General features: G+C 62.1%; 15 protein-coding genes. 10 read left to right on the plus strand and 5 right to left on the minus strand.

Annotated elements, in window-relative coordinates; all coding sequences use genetic code 11:
* Positions 1-24 precede the first annotated feature (24 nt).
* The 5 genes from ACXYL9_RS02525 (at position 25) to ACXYL9_RS02545 (ending at position 5,764) form a co-directional block, all read left to right on the plus strand.
* Complete coding sequence (locus ACXYL9_RS02525) at positions 25-600, plus strand: pyridoxamine 5'-phosphate oxidase family protein (RefSeq protein WP_459038017.1); 576 nt, start codon at positions 25-27, stop codon at positions 598-600.
* Positions 597-1,307, plus strand: coding sequence for an endonuclease/exonuclease/phosphatase family protein (locus ACXYL9_RS02530; RefSeq protein WP_459038018.1), 711 nt, complete (start codon positions 597-599; stop codon positions 1,305-1,307). The genes ACXYL9_RS02525 and ACXYL9_RS02530 overlap by 4 nt, the downstream gene beginning before the upstream one ends.
* 129 nt (positions 1,308-1,436) lie before the next feature.
* The gene (locus tag ACXYL9_RS02535; RefSeq protein WP_459039840.1) at positions 1,437-1,775 is read left to right on the plus strand and encodes a P-II family nitrogen regulator; all 339 of its coding nucleotides are present in this window, start codon (positions 1,437-1,439) and stop codon (positions 1,773-1,775) included.
* Positions 1,776-1,792: 17 nt separating this feature from the next.
* Positions 1,793-3,112 (plus strand): ammonium transporter, encoded by a 1,320-nt coding sequence (locus tag ACXYL9_RS02540; RefSeq protein ID WP_459038019.1) that lies wholly within the window; start codon positions 1,793-1,795, stop codon positions 3,110-3,112.
* 252 nt (positions 3,113-3,364) lie between these two features.
* Entirely contained in the window at positions 3,365-5,764 is a 2,400-nt protein-coding gene (locus ACXYL9_RS02545; protein WP_459038020.1) for a TonB-dependent receptor, read from the plus strand.
* A 63-nt stretch (positions 5,765-5,827) separates the two neighbouring features.
* Here ACXYL9_RS02545 and ACXYL9_RS02550 read toward each other — a convergent pair whose 3' ends face one another.
* The 3 genes from ACXYL9_RS02550 to ACXYL9_RS02560 are packed head-to-tail and all read right to left on the minus strand — an operon-like array spanning position 5,828 to position 8,785.
* Positions 5,828-7,414, minus strand: a complete 1,587-nt coding sequence (locus tag ACXYL9_RS02550; protein ID WP_459038021.1) for a GMC family oxidoreductase — start codon at positions 7,412-7,414, stop codon at positions 5,828-5,830.
* Between the two features lie 26 nt (positions 7,415-7,440).
* Positions 7,441-8,388: a sterol desaturase family protein gene (locus tag ACXYL9_RS02555; protein WP_459038022.1), complete on the minus strand. Its 948-nt coding sequence runs from the start codon at positions 8,386-8,388 to the stop codon at positions 7,441-7,443.
* Positions 8,381-8,785: a hypothetical protein gene (locus ACXYL9_RS02560; RefSeq protein WP_459038023.1), complete on the minus strand. Its 405-nt coding sequence runs from the start codon at positions 8,783-8,785 to the stop codon at positions 8,381-8,383. Before ACXYL9_RS02560 ends, ACXYL9_RS02555 begins: the two co-directional genes overlap by 8 nt.
* Before the next feature lie 94 nt (positions 8,786-8,879).
* Between ACXYL9_RS02560 and ACXYL9_RS02565 the strand changes: the two genes are divergently transcribed.
* Positions 8,880-10,304: an amidohydrolase gene (locus tag ACXYL9_RS02565; RefSeq protein ID WP_459038024.1), complete on the plus strand. Its 1,425-nt coding sequence runs from the start codon at positions 8,880-8,882 to the stop codon at positions 10,302-10,304.
* Between the two features lie 31 nt (positions 10,305-10,335).
* Here ACXYL9_RS02565 and ACXYL9_RS02570 read toward each other — a convergent pair whose 3' ends face one another.
* Together ACXYL9_RS02570 and ACXYL9_RS02575 are read right to left on the minus strand one after the other, a co-directional pair.
* Complete coding sequence (locus ACXYL9_RS02570; RefSeq protein ID WP_459038025.1) at positions 10,336-10,776, minus strand: protein tyrosine phosphatase family protein; 441 nt, start codon at positions 10,774-10,776, stop codon at positions 10,336-10,338.
* Positions 10,773-11,573 (minus strand): TerC family protein, encoded by an 801-nt coding sequence (locus tag ACXYL9_RS02575; RefSeq protein ID WP_459038026.1) that lies wholly within the window; start codon positions 11,571-11,573, stop codon positions 10,773-10,775. The genes ACXYL9_RS02570 and ACXYL9_RS02575 overlap by 4 nt, the downstream gene beginning before the upstream one ends.
* Before the next feature lie 297 nt (positions 11,574-11,870).
* On the opposite strand from ACXYL9_RS02575, the gene ACXYL9_RS02580 reads away from it, so the two are divergent.
* From ACXYL9_RS02580 to hslO, 4 genes are all read left to right on the plus strand, one after another.
* Entirely contained in the window at positions 11,871-12,623 is a 753-nt protein-coding gene (locus ACXYL9_RS02580) for a cold-shock protein (RefSeq protein WP_459038027.1), read from the plus strand.
* A 134-nt stretch (positions 12,624-12,757) separates the two neighbouring features.
* On the plus strand, positions 12,758-13,951 hold the full coding sequence (locus ACXYL9_RS02585) for an acetylornithine transaminase (protein WP_459038028.1): 1,194 nt from the start codon (positions 12,758-12,760) through the stop codon (positions 13,949-13,951).
* A complete protein-coding gene (argF, locus tag ACXYL9_RS02590; RefSeq protein ID WP_459038029.1) occupies positions 13,951-14,880 on the plus strand; it encodes an ornithine carbamoyltransferase in 930 nt (309 codons plus the stop codon). The genes ACXYL9_RS02585 and argF overlap by 1 nt, the downstream gene beginning before the upstream one ends.
* 60 nt (positions 14,881-14,940) lie before the next feature.
* Positions 14,941-15,846, plus strand: a complete 906-nt coding sequence (gene hslO, locus ACXYL9_RS02595) for an Hsp33 family molecular chaperone HslO (protein WP_459038030.1) — start codon at positions 14,941-14,943, stop codon at positions 15,844-15,846.
* Positions 15,847-15,903: the final 57 nt, after the last annotated feature.

Genomic DNA, 15,903 nt, shown 5'->3' on the forward strand with positions numbered 1-15,903 from the left:
CGCGCCGCGCCTAGCATTGCGAGCATGGCGGATTTCTTCGAAGCGCTCGAGCCTGCGCATGTGGCCATGATCGAAAATCAGCCGGTTTTCTTCGTGGCAACCGCGGCTCCCGATGCGCGGATCAATCTCAGCCCCAAGGGCTATGACGCAATTCGCGTCCTTTCGCCTCGCCAGATCGCCTATCTCGACCTGGCTGGTTCGGGCAATGAGACCCATGCCCACCTCGCCGCCGATGGACGCATTACTTTGATGTTCTGCAATTTCCAGCAGCCGGCTCTGATATTGCGTATATACGGCCACGGACGCGCAGTCCTGCCGCAGGACGAAGGGTGGGACGCGCTCGCCGAGCACTTCACCATGATGCCCGGCACGCGCCAGATATTCGTGGTCGATATCGACAGCGTCCAGACAAGCTGCGGATGGGGCGTCCCCTTGATGACACTGGAGGATGAGCGCACCACTTTGCTCAAGGCTCACACAAGGATCGAACCGCGCGCCTGGGAAGCCAAGGTCAGCCTTGCCGCAGGCAGTATTGACGGGCTTCCGACGCGCACGACCGATCGCTATATCGCGGGCGATGCCAGCATGAGGCCCGATTGAGCGCGACGCTGACCTTTGCCAGTTACAATATTCACAAGGCCGTCGGCACCGATGGCGTGCGCGATGCCGCGCGCATCCTCACCGTGCTGCGCGAGATCGACGCCGACGTGATTGCGCTGCAGGAGGCGGACCTGCGCTTCGGCCAGCGTGTCAGCGTTCTGCCGCGCGCAGCGCTCGACGACAGTCCGTGGAAAGCGGTGCCGGTGGCGCGGCGTGCGCGCTCGCTCGGCTATCACGGCAATGCCTTGCTGGTACGGCGCAATCTAGAAGTGGTGGAAGGCTCCTCGCTCGACATCCCGACACTCGAACCGCGCGGTGCGGCCAGTGCGGTTATCCGCCATCAAGGCGCAGAGTTCCGTGTGATCGGCACCCATCTCGACCTGTCAGGCCTGCGACGATCGGACCAGATCCGCTCTATCCTGCGATACGTCGATCGTTGCGAGAAGAACTGTCCCACGATCCTTCTCGGCGATTTCAACCAGTGGACCATACGCTGGGGGGCGATCCGCCGCTTCGCTGACGATTGGACGGTTTGCGCCCCTGGCCCGAGTTTCCCCAGCCGTCGTCCGATTGCCCGGCTTGACCGGATTGCGTTCTCCTCCGGCTGGCAGCTGCTCAAACAGGGTGTTCACCACAGCCACCTCTCGGCAGAGGCCTCGGACCACCTGCCCATCTGGGTCCGCGCCCAAATTAACGGCACTGCCTAAAAAAACAGCATAATTCTCGATTGAAAAGCCGGCGCTCATCGCTGGGGCCGGGGGTGGCGCCGTTTTGGCACGCCTCTTGCTGCAGTTGCGAAGTCCGGGATGATCCGGGCCGCAGCCAAGGGGGACAAGGTGAAGTTCATCATCGCCGTCATCAAACCGTTCAAGCTCGACGAGGTGCGCGAAGCGCTGGGCCAAATTGGCGTTGCGGGCATGACCGTAACCGAGGTCAAGGGCTTCGGTCGCCAGAAAGGCCAGACCGAGATTTACCGTGGGGCGGAATATTCGACCAACATGCTTCCCAAGGTAAAGCTCGAGATTGCCGCGCGTGATGATCTCGCGCCGCAAATCGTCGAGACTATCCAGTCCACCGCCGCCACCGATGCCATCGGTGATGGTAAGATTTTCGTCCTCGATCTCGCCAGCGCGACCCGCATTCGCACCGGCGAGACCGGCGATACAGCTCTGTGATCCGGGGGAAACCGAACATGATCCGATCGCTTCTTCGCAACGCCGGGGCGGTGACCGCCACCGTCCTGCTGTCGACTTCCGCATTCGCGCAGGACGCCGCCGCGGCCGCGCCTGTTCCCAATCCTGGCAACAATGCCTGGATGATGACCTCGACCGTTCTTGTCCTGCTGATGATCGTGCCGGGCCTGGCCCTGTTCTATGGCGGCCTGACGCGGTCCAAGAACATGCTTTCGACCATGACCCAGATCGGCGCCACTGCCGCGCTGGCAATGCTGGTCTGGGTGATGTGGGGCTATTCGACTGCTTTCGGGCCTGAAGGCAATGCCTTCTTCAGCTGGGGCGTGCCGTTCCTGGCCGGCATCACCGCCGACAGCACCGCCGCAACCTTCACTGACGAGGTCATCAGTGAATACGTCTTCATCTCCTTCCAGATGACCTTTGCCGCCATCACCGCTGCGCTGATCCTCGGCGCGACGGCCGAGCGGATGAAGTTCAACGCGGTCATGGCTTTCGTCCCGATCTGGCTGACGATCGTCTATTTTCCGATTGCCCACATGGTGTGGGCGGGCGGTGGCCTGTTGTTCGAAGACGGCGCGCTTGATTTCGCCGGCGGGACCGTCGTCCACATCAACGCCGGTGTCTCGGGACTGGTCCTTGCCTGGTTGCTGGGCAAGCGGCGCGGCTATCCGGCCGAACCCATGCCGCCACACTCGATGACGCTGACGATGGTCGGCACCGGCCTGCTGTGGGTTGGCTGGTTCGGCTTCAATGCCGGCAGCGCGCTGGAAGCTGATGCCTCTGCAGGTCTCGCCATGATCAACACCTTTGTTGCAACTGCAGCAGGTGCGTTAACCTGGATGGTGATCGAGCGCGGCGCCGGTCACAAGGGGTCGGCACTGGGCTTCTGCTCTGGCGTAATCGCCGGTCTGGTCGCAGTCACTCCGGCGGCAGGCAATAGCGGTCCGTTCGGTGCGATCCTGCTTGGCATCGTGTCTGCAGCAGTGTGCTACTACTTCGTCGCCAAGGTCAAAACGAAGCTCGGCTACGACGATTCACTCGACGCATTCGGTATCCACGGGATCGGCGGGATCGTCGGCGCAATCGGCACTGGCCTCGTCTACCAGCCCTTCCTCGGCGGACCGGGCGACGGCTCTACCGCGCTTGGCGCGCAGTTGTGGACCCAGACCTTTGGCGTGCTCGTCACGATCGCCTGGGCCGGGATCGGCACGCTGGTTGCCGCCACCATCGTCAAGCTCCTGATTGGCCTCCGCGTCGATCCGGAAACCGAAGTCGACGGGCTCGATATCTCCGAACACGGAGAACGCGCCTACAACTGATCACCTGAATTGGCGGGGCGGTTTTCCTCTCCCGATCGCCTCGCCAACCCATGTTCCTCCTGCGAACAACACCTTTGAAGGGGCCGGAACCACCCGTGTTTCGGCCCCCTTTTTAGCGCCGGGCCGAATGTGACTCCTGCGCCACACAGTCAGGCAATTCTGAGAAATGGTTTCGATTGCGAATTGTTTTGAAGCGCGTGGCGATTCAATCGGGCCGGAAGGGCAAATATGCCCGGGCAACAGGAGAGAACCATGCATTACCCCCACACGCATTCGATTGCGCGTATGCGCCGCGCGCTGCTCGCAAGCTGTGTCCTCGGCTTCGCAGCAGTTCCCGCCATGGCACAGGACAGTGAGGAGCCGGTCGCGCAGAACCGTCAGACAAGCAGCAATGTGATTGTCGTCACCGCGACCAAGCGCGCCACCACTGTCCAGGACGTGCCGTTCTCGATCAACGCCCAGACCCAGGAAGACATCCAGAAGTCAGGCGCAGTTACGCTGGAAGACCTGTCGCGCAATGTCGCCGGTCTTTCGGTGCAGAACCTCGGCCCAGGCCAGAGCCAGGTTTCAGTCCGTGGCGTTTCTGCCGGCCAGGTCGTGCGTGACCAGCCCGGCGTGAAGGAGCAGGTCGGCGTCTATCTCGACGAATCGGTCATCTCGCTTTCGTTGTTCACCCCCGACCTCGACCTGTTCGATCTCAACCGCGTCGAGACGCTGCGCGGCCCGCAGGGCACGCTGTTCGGCTCGGGCTCGGTCGGCGGCACGATCCGCTACATCACCAACCAGCCGCAGATGGGCGTCGTCGAAGGCACGGCAGAGGCTAACGTCAACATGATCGACGGCGGCGACCTGGGCTGGCACGCCAAGGGTGCGATCAATCTCCCGATGGGCGAAATGCTAGCCGCCCGCGTGGTCGGTTATTACACCCAATACGGTGGCTTCATCGACGCGATTGGCCCGGCTGGTGGCGAGAACATCAACTCGGGCGAACGCTATGGTGGTCGCATCGCTGTGCGGATGGACAGCGGCACCGGCTTCGCCGTGACGCCGCGCGTGGTGTACCAGAAGGTCACTGCCGACGGGTTCAACCGGCAGGAAATCTTCAACCTTTACGCCAACCCGTTCATGACCAATCCGGTCCAGCTTGGCGAGCGCGAGCAGTATCTGCGCCTGCGCGAGGGGTTTGAGGATGAAACCTTCCTCTTCGACCTGACGATGGAGGCCGACCTTGGCCCCGCAACGCTCACCTCGGTCAGTTCCTACATCAACCGCGACATCCTCGTGAGCCGCGATGCCAGCGCTTTGACGGGCTCGGTCTCGGTCGATCTGGGTTACCCTGCCTCGGCGGTGATGTTGCCTTCGAACCTGCGTGACACGACGGATCTCGAAACCATCACACAGGAAGTCCGGCTGTCGTCGAATAATTCGGGCATGTTCCAGTGGTTGATCGGGGCGTTCTATTCGGAAGCTGACCGGGTTTACGCCCAGCGCCTTCCGACCCCTGGCTATGCTGCGGCAACCGACGCTGCATTGGGTGCCGGAACTTCGGCGGCCGTTTCCAATGGCTTCGACCTCGACTCGCCGTTCAACTCCGACCTGCCGTATGACATTTCGCAGATCGCGGTGTTTGGCGAGGTGAGCTTCGACCTTACCGATGCGCTGACCGTCACGGCCGGCGGACGGTATTACGATTTCGAGGAGAAGCGGACAATCACCACGGGCGGCCTGTTCGCCAATGGCGATACCGATGTGGTCGACCGGACCGCTTCGAACGGCTTCACCCCGCGCCTGCTGCTCAGCTACGAGGTGGCGCCCGACGTTACCGTCAATGCGCAGGCCTCCAAGGGCTTCCGCCTTGGCGGCGTCAACGATCCGCTCAACGTGCCGCTCTGTAATGCACAGGACCTGGCGCTGTTCGGCGGTTTCCAGTCCTATGACGACGAAACCTTGTGGAACTACGAACTGGGCGTGAAGTCGCAAGGCGATGGCTTCACCTTCAATGCTGCGGCGTTCTACAACGACATTAGCAATCTGCAGGTCACGCTTGATGCCGGCAGCTGTTCGTCGCGCATCGTCTTCAACGTTCCCGACGCACATTCGGCAGGGGTCGAGGCAGAACTGGGCCTGAACCCCGCACCGGGCCTCAATTTCAACCTGTCGGGCAGCTTCATTGAAGCCGAGTTCGACACCACCCTGCCGGGCGCACTGGCCAGCGCAACGGGTATTCGCGAAGGCAATCGCCTGCCGTCCGTACCCAAATTCCAGATCGCTGCCAGCGGCAGCTACGAATGGCCGGTTTCCAACGGCGCCGACGCTTACATCGGTGCCTCGGTGTCCCATGTCGGAACGCGCTATACCCAGCCCGCTGACCAGGAAGGCAATCCGCGCACCTTTGTGCACGGCCTGCCGTTCGCCGGTGCTCCTGCAAGCGCCTCGACCACGGTCGACCTGCTGCTCGACAGCTACGAACTGGTGAACCTGAGCGCCGGCCTCGAATTCGAGAACGGGTACAGCTTCACGGTGTACGTCAACAACGTGCTCGACGAAAACGCCCTACTGTCGTTCGATCGCGAACGCGGTGGTCGCGCTCGCCTGGCCTACAGCGTCGGTCAGCCGCGCACCTTCGGGATCACCGCCCGCAAGGAGTTCTAAGCGGACCGCAACGAAACGAGGGGCCGGGAGCATGCGCTTCCGGCCCCTTTTTTGTGGCTGCCGTCAATGTTCGGCGCTGAGAATAAAGTCGGCACAGCGTTCGCCGATCATGATGCTGGACGCGTTGGTGTTACCGCTGACGATCTTCGGCATGACCGAGGCATCGGCGATCCACAAACCGTCGACCCCACGGGCCTTGAGCCTGGTATTCACGACCGCGTCTTCGTCCGCGCCCATCCGACAGGTGCCGACCGGGTGGTAGACAGTGTCGGCACGGTTGCGGATCAGCTCGTCGAGCTGCGCATCGTCGGCAAGGTCGATCGGGTGGCGATCAGTCGGTTGGTAGAATTGCAGAGGATCACCTTCGACGATGCGGTGCGAAAGTCGCACGCCTTCGCGCAGGGTGGCGATGTCCCGCTCGTCATCGAGGAAATTGGGATCGATGAGGGGCGGCGCGGCGGGATCGTTGGAGCCGAGCCGTACCGTGCCCCTGCTTTCGGGCCGCAGCACGCAGGCATGGAGCGAGAAGCCGTGTCCCTTGACCTTCTCGCGGCCATGATCCTCCAGCACGGCAGGGACGAAATGCCACTGCACGTCGGGCGCTGGCGCATCGTTCATCACCTTCCAGAAGCCGCCAGCCTCGGCATAGGGCGTGGTCATGATCCCGGTACGCTTGCGGCGATGTTCGATAATTGCCCGCGCCATCCGTGCGGTGCCTTCCAACGAATCGCCGATCGGCACGGTGCTGGTGGTTTCCCAGCCCGAGACGTAGTCGATATGGTCCTGCAGATTGCTGCCGACGGCAGGTCGGTCGAGCCGGACCGCGACCCCGTGATCCTTCAAATGCTCGCCCGGCCCGATGCCTGAAAGCATCAGGATCTGGGGCGAATTGAATGCGCCGGCAGAAAGGATCACCCCGCGCCGCGCGGTCAGTATCTCGCTTTTGCCGCCGCGGCGCACCGCGACACCCGTAACCCGGCCTCCGTCGATGATCAGCCGCTCGACCAGCGTTCGCGTGCGAATATGGAGATTGGGCGCATCGCGCACCGGTTCGACATAGGCGCGCGATGCCGACCATCGCTCGCCCTTGCGCTGGGTCACCTGGTACAGGCCGAAGCCTGCCTGGCGCGCGCCGTTGAAGTCGTCATTGCGCGGCAGCTGCAATTGCGCTGCCGCTTCGACAAAGGCGTGGCTGGTGGGGTTAGCGTAAGCCTGGTCGGACACGAACAGCGGCCCGCCTGCGCCGTGATGGTCGTCGGCCCCGCGTTCGTTGGCCTCGGCCTTTTTAAACCAGGGCAACACGTCGTCATAGGCCCAGCCGTCGCAGCCCATCGCGGCCCAATTGTCATAGTCCCAGGTATTGCCACGGATATATACCATGGCGTTAATTGCACTTGATCCGCCAAGGCCCTTGCCGCGCGGCTGGTAGCCGACCCGGCCGTTCAGCCCTTTCTGCGGAACGGTGTCATAGCGATAATTGGTGTTCTTGAGCAGGAAGGGCATGAAACCCGGCGTCTTGATCAGCATGTTGTTATTGCGGCCGCCGGCCTCGACCAGGCAGACCTGGCGCGAGCCGTCGACTGCCAGCCGTCCGGTCACGGCGCTCCCGGCGCTGCCACCGCCGATGACGATGTAATCATACTGGTTCATCCGCTCACTCCTCTGAAGGATGAGCGTTAGGCAGCCTGCTCCTTGGCTGCAATCGGCTTCTTGCCGTCCGCCGGTTCCTCCCCACCGCTGCGTTCCCGCCAGCGTGCGCGGATGGTGTCGGAGGTGTCGCGGCTGTTGTCATGGGTCCAGCCCGGCTCGCGCAAAAGGTAGGAAAGCTTGTGCTTCCACGGACTGCGCCAGATGTCCTGCAGCATCCCGATCCATTCGTGAAACACCGCCCACAGCAGGTTGAAGCTGCCGAGCTGTCGAACGATTCCGTAACGAATGGTCTCGTCGTTGCACTCTGGTTCGAAGGTGCCGAACAGCTTGTCCCAGACGATGAATACCCCGGCGTAATTGCGGTCGAGATACCGAGGGTTGGTGGCGTGGTGGACACGGTGATGGCTGGGTGTATTCATTACCGCTTCGAACCAGCGCGGCAGCCTGTCGATCGCCTCGGTATGGATCCAGAACTGATAGATCAGGTTAAACCCGGCGCAGATCGCGATCATGACCGGGTGGAAGCCAAGCAACACCAGCGGCAGCGCGAAAACGAAGCCCAGGGTGAATGCCCCGGTCCATGTCTGCCTGAGCGCGGTGCTGAGGTTGTAGTGTTGGCTCGAGTGGTGGTTGACGTGGCTGGCCCAGAACCAGCGCACCCGGTGGCCGGCGCGATGCACCCAGTAGTATTTCAGATCGTCGAGCACGAAGCACAGCGGCCATGCCCACCAGACCGCCCACCACTCTGGCCCGAAATCGAACAGCCGATATTCCCACGCCGCGATGAAGACCAGCAGCGCAAAACCGCCGAATAGTGCCCCGGCAATCGTGCTGCCGAGGCCGAAGGCCAGGCTGACTAGGGTATCGCGCGGCTCATAGGCATCCGGCCGTCGTCGCCAGGCCCAGATCATCTCGATCAGGACCAGCAGCACGAAGCCGGGCACTGCGTATTGAGTGGGGGAAAAGTCAGGCATCGCATGCGCCTTTTAGCCGATCGATCGTCTCTTCCCAATACGCCGCGTCTTCGAGTGCGAGGGTGACCTTGCCGAAACGACGCTCCCCGCCGTCGATGGTGAGCGTATTGTCGGCACGGTTGGCTCGCGCAACAGGTCCAAGCAGTCGCCCGGCGAAGAAATTGCCATGCGGTTTAAGCAGCAAGATGCGTCCCTCGGCATCTTCCAACAGTGCGCCCCTACCATCTTGATCGAGCCCGCATCGCAGTGGTTCAAAGCCGTCGAACGCCTCGTCGGCGGCACGCCGCGCTGCATCCTCATCGGCCAGCCGCGGTTCGCGGCCCAGCCCCAGCCATCGAGCCAGTCCGGCCAAGGCCACGATTGCGACAAGAGAGCCAACGAGCTGCAACGGATCCATGGGTGGCGCGATTGCCACGTTGGCGGGAATGTGTCGAGCGCGCCTTCCCATTTGGTGCCCCACGCGGCAAGAAGGCGGCTGAGGAGATTGCCCCATGAAATTGACTGGTTTCGCTTCCCTTTGCGCGCTCGCCGTCGCCACCCCAGCCTTGGGTCAAACCGTCACCGACCCCGTCGATGCGGTCGAGGCGGAGGCCGAACGGACCCAGCGGGTGGCAAAGCAGATCTGGGATTGGGCTGAACTGGGCTATCTCGAATTGCGCTCGAGCAACCTGCTGCAGGACGAGTTGCGGCGCGAGGGATTTTCGGTAACCGAAGGGGTCGCCGGTATTCCGACCGCCTTCGTGGCCGAGTGGGGCAAGGGTGGACCCGTGATCGGGCTGCTGGCCGAATATGATGCTCTTCCGGGAATTAGCCAGTCGTTGTCGGCCAGCCGCGAAGTCATGGAGGACAAGGGTGCAGGCCATGCCTGTGGTCATAATTTGTTCGCCGCCGGCTCGCTGACCGCGGCGATCGCGCTCAGGAACTGGCTCGAGGCGACCGGAACACCAGGCCGCATCCGGCTATACGGCACGCCCGCAGAAGAAGGCGGATCGGGCAAGGTCTACATGGCCCGTGCCGGACTGTTCGATGATGTCGACGTGGCGATTCACTGGCACGCGGCCGACCGCAACAGTGCAGCAGCGCGCACCAGCCTAGCCAATCGCTCGGCCAAGTTCCGCTTCAAAGGCGTCAGCGCCCATGCCGCCGGCGCGCCGGAGCGCGGTCGTAGCGCGCTCGACGGGGTTGAGGCGATGAACATGATGGTCAACATGATGCGCGAGCACACCAGCATGGATACGCGCATCCACTACGTCATTACCCAGGGCGGCGCGGCGCCCAATGTCATTCCCGACTTTGCCGAATCATTTTATTACGTCCGCCATTCGGATGCTGACGAAGTGCGTGCCTTGTGGACCCGCCTGGAAGATGCCGCGCGCGGGGCGGCGCTGGGCACCGGCACGCAGGTCGAATGGGAAATCATTCACGGCAATAACCCGCTGCTGGTCAACGAGACGCTCGCCAAGGTGATGGATGCCAAACTGCGCGAGGTTGGCGGGGTCGAGTACACTGCAGAAGAGCGTGCCTGGGCTGCGAAAATCAGCGAAAGCTTGGGCGAGGGCGCCTTGCCGCTCGATTCGGCGTCCGAGATCCAGCCTTACGGCAAGACCCTCGGCTATGGCTCGACCGACGTCGGCGACGTATCATGGGCCACGCCCACGGTCGGGGTCAGGACCGCAACCTGGGTTCCCGGCACCAGCGCACATAGCTGGCAAGCGGTGGCGGCAAGCGGGCATTCGATCGGCGCCAAGGGGACGCAAGTGGCGGCCAAGACGATGGCGCTGATGGCGGCCGAACTGTTCACCAATCCGCAATTGGTGGCTCAGGCGAAGGCCGAGTTCGAGGCGTCGCGAGGCGAAAACTACGAGTATGTTTCGCTGCTCGGCGACCGTGACCCGCCGTTAGACTATCGCAAGTAGGTAGCGGGCCGGAACTTCCCGGCGCTGCGGTTCAGCCCTTGGCTTGCGCGGAGAGCATGTCCATCGCTTGCCGCACCGGGCCGACATCGTAGCCGGCTTCGCGGGCAGCAGCGGCGATCTCTTCCGGGTCGTCACCAGCGCTGGCACGCGCCAGCGACCACAACAATGTGGATCGCGTGCCCGAGCGGCAATAGCCGAGGACCGGCCCCTCGGCGGCATCGAGCGCCTGCCGCATGGCTTCGACCTGCGGATGGCTCAGTCCAGCAGAGGTGACCGGGATGGCAGTATAGTTGATCCCGGCGTCCCGTGCGGCCTGCTCGATCTCGGCGCCTGCCGGCTGGCCCGGTTCTTCTCCGTCGGGCCGATTGTTGACGATCAACACCACGCCCGCTTCCTTCGCTGCCGCGACATCGGCGGCGGTGATCTGCGGACTGGCAAGCATCGTGTCCGAAAGACGACGAAAATCGCTCATGCCGGTGCCTCCGGGGTCAATTTTCGCAAGCGGTTGCGCTTCCAGATGTTGAGGACTTCCACCCCGACCGAGAAGCCCATCGCAGCGTAGATATAGCCCTTTGGTACGTGGAAGCCGAAGGAATCGGCAACCAGCACCACGCCGATCATGACCAGGAACGCGAGTGCGAGCATCACCAGCGTGGGATTGTCCTCGATGAACTCGGCGAGCGGATCGGCTGCCACCAGCATGATGCCCACCGTGATTACGACCGCCGTAATCATGATCGGCAGTTCATCGGTCATGCCTACTGCGGTCAGGATCGAATCGATCGAGAACACCATGTCGAGAACGATGATCTGGGCGATGGCGGCACCGAATGTGAGCTGCACTGCGCTCTTGTGCTTGTTCAGGACATTGTCGCTGTGCTCGGTCGGTTCCATGTTATGGTGGATTTCCTTGGTCGCCTTCCACAGCAGGAACAGGCCGCCTGCCAACAGGATCAGGTCGCGTCCCGAAAAAGCCGTCTCGAAGGTTGGCGTACCGGAATACTCGCTGATGCCGCCCTGGATGCCGAGATCGAACAAGGGGGTCTGCAAGGTCACGAGCCAGCCGATCAGGGTGAGCAATCCGAGCCGCATGACAAGGGCCAGTATAAGCCCGATCCGCCGCGCTTTCTGCTGCTGATGCTCGGGCAGCTTGTTCGAAAGAATGGCGATGAAAATGAGGTTGTCGACCCCGAGGACCACCTCCAGCACGATCAAGGTGAGGAGAGCAGCCCAAGCGGTGGGGTCGGAAAGCAATGCCATGATATCCATGCCGAGGCTCTTGCCCAAGCCAGCTTCGTTACGCAAGCATGATTGGTCGTGAATGGCGTCAGGCGGGTTGGTGTCGTGGGTATCGGATCGACACGTTACTTCGCGATACTGCGCTGCAATGTTAAATCGTTCGCGTCCAAGACCATTCTTCGCTATGGTTTGCCCGAACCTGGGTGGGAACTTGGGAGGTCTGGAACCTCCATGGCTTGCACCTGACCGGATCGGGGGTGCCATGTCGCCCGACTCCCCGATCTTCGAAAACAGACTGGGCGATCGAAGTAAGGTACTGATTTAATTATGGGTTACGACAGAGGACGTCGCGGTCGTGGGCGCGACAAGCGGGACGGTTTCGGCGAAGAAACATTTGATCCCTTCGGTGGCGGCGGCGATTTTGGAAGCCCCTCGTCTGACCGGCCCGGCAACAGCTCCGGCTATGGTGATCGCGGCGGTGGCGGCAATCGCGGTGGATTCGGCGGCGGCGGCGGCTTCGGTGGCGCATCTCGAGGCGGCCCAGGCGGCGGCGGCGGCGGCGGCGGTGGTGGCGGTTTTGACCGCATGCCCGCGCAGGTCGTTGGGACCGGCAAGGGGACCGTCAAGTTCTTCAACAGCCAGAAGGGTTTCGGCTTTGTCCAGCAGGAAGGCGGCGGCGAGGACGTGTTCGTCCATATCAGCGCCGTCGAACGCGCTGGGCTCGAAGGTCTGGCCGAAGGGCAGGAGCTCGAGTTCAATCTGGTTGATCGCGGCGGCAAGGTGTCGGCGCAGGATCTGCAGATTGTCGGCGATGTGATCGCGGTCGAACAAAAGACCGAAGCACCGCGCCGTGAACTGACCGGCGAAAAAGCTACCGGGACGGTGAAGTTCTTCAACTCAATGAAGGGCTTTGGCTTCCTCACACGTGATGACGGCCAACCCGATGCGTTCGTGCACATCAGCGCCGTTGAACGCTCGGGCCTGAGCGCCATCAACGAAGGTGAACGCTATGAATTCGACCTCGAGGTCGACCGACGTGGCAAGCATTCGGCGGTCAATCTCGTCCCTGCCGGCGAGTGATCCCCGACGCTGGCCGGAGGGCGTTTGACCGCCCTTGGCAAAGCGCATAGAGACTACGAAATGGCGGCTCCGACGGGGTCGCCATTTCTCTTTGAAATCGCATTTCGCAAACGCATATTCGAGGAACAGCTTTGATGGCCATTTCAGCCCTGATGCCGGTTTATCCGCGCTGCGGTGTCCGCCCAGTACGCGGCGAGCATTGCCACCTGATCGACGAAGACGGCACGCGCTATCTCGATTTTGCCAGCGGGATCGCCGTCAACCTTCTCGGCCATAGCCACAAGGGCCTGATCGGTGCGATCCAGAAGCAGGCCGAGACCTTGATGCATGTCTCCAACCTCTATGGCAGCCCGCAGGGCGAAGCCCTGGCGCAGCGGCTGGTCGACAAGACATTTGCCGACACGGTGTTCTTCACCAATTCGGGTGCAGAGGCGGTCGAGACAGCGATCAAGACCGCGCGCGCCTATCACCAGCATGAAGATGGCGATGCCGAACGGACCGAGCTGATCACCTTCACCAGCGCCTTTCACGGCCGGACCATGGCAACCATCAGTGCCTCGAATCAGGAAAAGATGCACAAGGGCTTTTTGCCCTTGCTGGCAGGCTTCAAGTATTGCGAATTCGACAATCTCGAAATGGCGAAGAGCATGGTCGGTCCGAAGACCGCCGGCTTCCTGGTCGAGCCGATTCAGGGTGAGGGCGGTATCCGCCCGGCGTCGGACGAGTTCATGAAGGGTCTGCGCACGCTGTGCGACGAGCACGACCTGATGCTGGTCCTCGACGAAGTGCAATGCGGGGTTGCCCGTACCGGCACCCTTTATGCTTATGAACAATACGGCATCGAACCCGACGTGCTGGCAAGCGCCAAGGGCATTGGTGGTGGTTTCCCGTTCGGGGCCTGCCTGGCGACCGAGAAAGCAGCTCGGGGAATGGGCTTCGGCACTCATGGTTCGACCTATGGCGGCAACCCGCTGGCCATGGCAGCGGGGATGGCAGTGATGGACGCTATCGCCAATGACGAGTTCCTCGCGGAAGTGCGCGACAAGGGCGAACGTCTGCGCGCGCGGCTCGAGCAGTTCATTGGCAATTATCCCGAGCTGTTCGAACTGGTGCGTGGGCGCGGCCTGATGCTGGGCATCAAGATGAAGGTCGAAAGCCGTCCCTTCTTTGTCCACCTGCGCGACAACCACCAGTTGCTGACAGTTGCCGCTGGCGACAACACGTTGCGAGTATTGCCGCCGCTGGTCATTGGCGATGCCGAAATGGACGAGTTCTTTGACAAGCTTTCGGCCGGTGCAGCCAGCTACAAGGTGCCGGAGCCTGCCTGATGGCAGTGCGGCACTTTCTCGACCTGGGTGATGCCGGCGGCGACGCCATCGCCGCGATGATCGGCGATGCGCAGGACCGCAAGGCAGCCCGCGCGGCTTGGCCGAAGGGTCAGCCAGATGCAGACGCGCCATTGGCAGGACGCGTGCTGGCAATGATCTTCGAGAAAAGCTCGACCCGGACCCGCGCAAGCTTCGATATCGCCATTCGCCAGCTAGGCGGCAGTTCGATGATCATGGAGGCCGGTTCCATGCAACTGGGTCGCGGCGAGAGCATTGCCGACACTGCCCGGGTGCTTAGCCGGATGGTAGACGCGATCATGATCCGGACTGACGACCATGCCAAGATCGAGGACATGGCGCGGCACGCCAGCGTGCCAGTTATCAACGGGCTGACGGATCGTTCGCACCCGTGCCAGATCGTCGCCGACCTGTTGACCATCATCGAGCAGGGCAAGGCGTTGCCGGGTCTCGAAGTCGCCTGGCTTGGCGACGGCAACAATGTGCTGCACTCCGTTCTTGAAGCAGCTGGCCTGATGAAGTTCAATGTCCGGGTCGGTACCCCCGCCGGCTTCGCGCCGCAGGACGAATTTGTCGCCCAAGCTCGTGCCGGGGGTGCGCAGGTCACCCTGACCGCCAATGCTGACGATGCCGTGCGCGGTGCCGATGTCGTTATCACCGACACCTGGGTTTCGATGGGGCAGGAACACGCGGCCGAAAAACTCGCTGCCATGGCCCCGTTTCAGGTCAACGAACCCCTGATGGCGCGGGCGGAAAGCGATGCGATATTCCTGCACTGCCTGCCGGCCCATGTCGGTGACGAAGTCTCGGAGGGTGTTTTTGAAGGGGCGCAATCGGTCGTTTTCGACGAGGCCGAGAACCGCATTCACGCGCAGAAATCCATCCTTCTGTGGGCGTTCGACAAGCTTTGAATCGGGTAGGCCGGGACCGGCCCCTTATTTTTGCCGCCAACACTGCCCATATGGCGCGCCATGAGCGAATATCTGATCGATGACGGCGAGACCCGCGAAGACCAGCTGCTGAACTTCACCATCACCTCGCGTCATGCGCGCGGGCGTGTGGTGCGCTTGGACAATGTGCTCGATACCGTCCTGTCGGCGCATGATTACCCTCCGGCCATCACCCTCCTGCTCGCAGAGGCTCTGGTCCTTGCTTCCTTGATCGGCAGCTTGATCAAGGATGAGGAAGGGCAGATGACGATGCAGGCCCAGACCAAGGGCGGAATCGTCAAACTTTTGGTGTGCGATTACAAGGCCGGGGCCGTCCGCGGCTACGTAGATTTCGACAATGACCGGCTCGAAACAATAGGCGCCAATCCCGGCCTTCATGCGCTGTTCGGCGAAGGCTATCTGGCTGTCACCTTCGACATGAAGGGCAAGAACGGACGCTATCAGGGCGTGGTGCCGCTTGAAGGCGAGAGCTTGTCCGAGGCATGCGAGAGTTATTTTGCGCAATCGGAACAGCTTCCGACCCTTATACGGGTAGCTGTATCTTCAGGCGCGCATGGCGCGAGCGCTGCGGGACTGCTGGTTCAACATTTGCCCGATGGCGAGCAAGGTCGTGAACGCTTGCATGTTCGACTGGATCATCCGGAATGGGAACATGTGGCCGTTCTGGCGGGCAGCATCCGGCACGAAGAATTACTTGACCAAGACCTGACAATGGAAGCGCTGGTTTGGCGGCTCTTCCATGAGGAAGACGAGGTTAGGGTCGAGCGCGGAGCGAGGCTGGTGCGCGGTTGCCGCTGTTCGGTCGAACATTACCGGGATGTCCTCGCCCGCTTCCCGGAAAGCGAACTCCAGGAGATGCGCAATGAAGATGGCGTCATCGCCGTCGACTGCGCCTTTTGCTCGCGTCAGTTCGCGATCGAATTGTAATGTATTCGCCTCACCTGTTCACATCGCCGCAAATATTGTATTCCTATTGGCAGTCCG

The sequence above is a fragment of the Qipengyuania sp. CAU 1752 genome, from assembly GCF_054482615.1.